The 2,955-nt window shown below is 39.4% G+C and carries 6 protein-coding genes and 2 pseudogenes; all 8 read right to left on the bottom strand.

Features of this window, described 5'->3' with window-relative positions:
* Positions 1-80: 80 nt before the first annotated feature.
* On the bottom strand, positions 81-272 hold the full coding sequence (locus A9G42_RS13025) for a hypothetical protein (protein WP_065653604.1): 192 nt from the start codon (positions 270-272) through the stop codon (positions 81-83).
* A gap of 72 nt (positions 273-344) precedes the next feature.
* Positions 345-659, bottom strand: coding sequence for a hypothetical protein (locus A9G42_RS13020; protein WP_065653603.1), 315 nt, complete (start codon positions 657-659; stop codon positions 345-347).
* A gap of 11 nt (positions 660-670) precedes the next feature.
* Complete coding sequence (locus A9G42_RS13480; RefSeq protein ID WP_082212210.1) at positions 671-1,075, bottom strand: hypothetical protein; 405 nt, start codon at positions 1,073-1,075, stop codon at positions 671-673.
* 3 nt (positions 1,076-1,078) lie between these two features.
* Positions 1,079-1,183, bottom strand: a pseudogene (locus tag A9G42_RS14915) (RHS repeat-associated core domain-containing protein); the annotation flags it as partial.
* 134 nt (positions 1,184-1,317) lie between these two features.
* Positions 1,318-1,581 (bottom strand): hypothetical protein, encoded by a 264-nt coding sequence (locus A9G42_RS13005; RefSeq protein ID WP_065653602.1) that lies wholly within the window; start codon positions 1,579-1,581, stop codon positions 1,318-1,320.
* Positions 1,582-1,698: 117 nt separating this feature from the next.
* Positions 1,699-1,839 (bottom strand): RHS repeat-associated core domain-containing protein, encoded by a 141-nt coding sequence (locus A9G42_RS14910; protein ID WP_442903207.1) that lies wholly within the window; start codon positions 1,837-1,839, stop codon positions 1,699-1,701.
* A gap of 75 nt (positions 1,840-1,914) precedes the next feature.
* Positions 1,915-1,980, bottom strand: a complete 66-nt coding sequence (locus A9G42_RS14905; protein ID WP_442903206.1) for a hypothetical protein — start codon at positions 1,978-1,980, stop codon at positions 1,915-1,917.
* 91 nt (positions 1,981-2,071) lie between these two features.
* Positions 2,072-2,167: pseudogene (locus A9G42_RS14900) on the bottom strand (hypothetical protein); the annotation flags it as partial.
* Positions 2,168-2,955: the final 788 nt, after the last annotated feature.

Here is a 2,955-nt window from a genome sequence, read left to right as displayed (position 1 = left end):
AGTTTTATCATTGAACCAATAAATTGCAAATACATCTATAATAGTCCCATCTAATTCTTGAATTTTCATAATATAACCTTTTATTTGTCTATAAACGATACACCTGGTTGTGGCCATTTGGGTTTGACTGATGTTATTTTCATATCATATGCTTTTCCTGTATATGAATTATATTGATAATGAATATTGATGTTTGAACCATCAGGAAGTTTATGCATAGCCTGCATTTTTTTGAATCCAGCCGATTCAGGAAAGCGAGGATCGTTATTCATTCCTGGTAATTCTCCACCCAAAGCTGGATTTTTTTCTACTCCCCACAAAATAAGCAGGGATTTGATTATCTTCTAATAAAATTCAGGATTAACTAAATTTTCTGATTTAATGATTTCAAGGAAACGTTTATATGCGTCTTCGTCTCGTTCAACTAAATCATCTAATAAAGATTCCTGAATTAAAGCCCAGTGAAAAATACCTTTTGAATTATTTTCAAAATATACTGTCTTAAAATTAATGTGAGGTTCAATTACTGATACTTCAGTAGCTTTATATGCAATAAATCCTCCGTAATTTTTAGGAAGCCCTAAAAAAAGAGTTTTATCATTGAACCAATAAATTGCAAATACATCTATAATAGTCCCATCTAATTCTTGAATTTTCATAATATAACCTTTTATTTGTCTATAAACGATACACCTGGTTGTGGCCATTTGGGTTTGACTGATGTTATTTTCATATCATATGCTTTTCCTGTATATGAATTATATTGATAATGAATATTGATGTTTGAACCATCAGGAAGTTTATGCATAGCCTGCATTTTTTTGAATCCAGCCGATTCAGGAAAGCGAGGATCGTTATTCATTCCTGGTAATTCTCCGCCCAAAGCTGGATTTTTTTCTACTTGTCGCCAAAAAATTTGTTCATTCAAATCGCGCGGTACTGTTACCTGCTTACCAGCCTTTGCCGTTGAAATATTTTCTGCATTTTTGATTAATTGTTGCTGCTCTGCAGTTAAAGGCGGAAGATTATTCCCATTAATTCCCGGACACTCATCCGACAACCCCGACAATCCCAACGGGTCAATCCAAGCCAGTGGGGCGGGAACATAGCTATAAGCATTTTCACCACCAGCCAGTCCTATTCGGTCTTGGCTGATGTAGCGACCTGTGTGAGGGCCGTAATAGCGGTAGCGATTTTATTAACTACTATAATACAATTAAACCTATAAAGCGATTTCGGGAAAAATTCCTTATGAGGTTTTCGAGAATTATTTTAATCATGAAGTGTAAATAACTAGGCTGATTTCTTACAGCCGAGCTATTTTAGTTTAGCTAGTAGATTTTTAATAATCAGTTCAACAGCAGTTTCTAGCTGTTCTTTATCTACTGTGTAACGTAATAATTCAATTTCATTCTCTATGTTAAAAAGTAATTCTCTTAACCATTTTTCTTCTATAGATAAAATTTGATGTTCCGTATTATAAATGATAGATTGTATTTCCTCTACACTGATTTCTTTATTCAAAAAAGAGTAACATTTGATTTTTAGAAAGTTAATAACATTGGGATATATCCAATTCATTATTGCGTTTTCCCCCTTAAAATAATCAAAACAAATTTGCCATTACCTTCAGTTACAACACCTACATTACCACTTCTATGCACAGTTCTTTCCACTCCATCAACAATTGAATGTGTCTTAGTTCCATTTTCTATATTTTACTGAATTTGTCCCCGGACACTCATCCGACAACCCCAACGGGTCAATCCAAGCCAGTGGGTCGGGGACGTAGCGGTAGGCATTTTCACCACCAGCAAGCCCTATTGGGTCTTGGCTGATGTAGCGGGCGGTGTACGGGTCGTAATAGCGGTAGCGATTATAATGTAACCCAGATTATTCGTATCATCCTGATACTCACCCTTGCAGGGCCAATGCTAAAGCATTGTTCAAATTTGTTCCAGACAAATTTGTCTTCGTCAAAATACTGCCCTTGAAAGCGCAGGTTTTGTGGTACGGTGCGGTATTCTATGGCAAGGTTGCCATAGGATTTGTAAACACCACTCCAGACAATGTCGCCATTCGCCGTTATGAGCTCTTGTGGGGTGCCGAGTTGGTCGTTGAGGTAGTAGATTTGCCCACCTCGTCCACGACCGACTAACTGCGCCATCGGTCTAAAGCCGGTGCTGCCCGGCTCGTAAATGTAACTGATGCAGCGGTAGTCTTGGGCCTTGGTGTGTTCATTGCGGATTACCTCTACACTAAAGTCCGCATCATCGGCGTGGCATTCCGTAATGAGGTTTTCACCTTGCCAAAAGAACAGCGTTTTATCGCCCGTTTGCATGTCGGTTTTGCTGATTCGGCGACCAAAGGCGTCATACTCATAACAGTGTACGGTTTCTACCGTTTGATGAAAGTCTTTGTCGTTTTCGTCCCAGTAGTGGCGGATTTTTTTAAATTCAATAAGCTGATGTTGCCCATTCCATTTAAATTGGTGTTCAGTATGTTGCCGTTTACCGCGTAACTCTCGAATCACATTGCCGTATTGGTCGTACTGATAATGCCGGTCACCTTGAATCAATAAGCGGTTAGCCTTGAGCTTGTTGCTGTGGGGGCAGGGTGCTTTGGGGGTGCCATGGGTTTTGGCAGTAGATGATGCGTGTTTTAATTCATCAAGTGGCTTTTCACTGCCCAGTAAGTTATCGGCCCCGTCGAAATAAAAGTGCTCATGATAGCCTTTATAGCTCAGCTCATCCGGTAACTGCCCTTGGCTATAAGGTTGGTGGCTAGCGCTACTGAGTCGGCTTTTTAAGTCGTGGGTAAAGGTTTTTACCCCTTTGTAGTTGTCGGTCATTTGGGTGAGCTCACCGGCAATATTATATTGGTAATGACGTTCAATCGGTTTATTCAGGCTGTCTTTGACCCTGACTTTTTGATTAAGCAATCGACCACGGCTAT

Source organism: Gilliamella sp. Nev6-6 (assembly GCF_001690605.1).
GTDB lineage: Bacteria > Pseudomonadota > Gammaproteobacteria > Enterobacterales > Orbaceae > Gilliamella > Gilliamella apicola_C.
Note: the sequence above shows the minus strand (reverse complement) of the source record. Positions and strands in the feature narration are given on the sequence as shown.

Coding starts and splice junctions, on each gene's coding strand:
- A9G42_RS13020 (WP_065653603.1), bottom strand. CDS start 659: ATGAAAATTCAAGAATTAGATGGGACTATTATAGATGTATTTGCAATT.
- A9G42_RS13005 (WP_065653602.1), bottom strand. CDS start 1,581: ATGAATTGGATATATCCCAATGTTATTAACTTTCTAAAAATCAAATGT.
- A9G42_RS13025 (WP_065653604.1), bottom strand. CDS start 272: ATGAATAACGATCCTCGCTTTCCTGAATCGGCTGGATTCAAAAAAATG.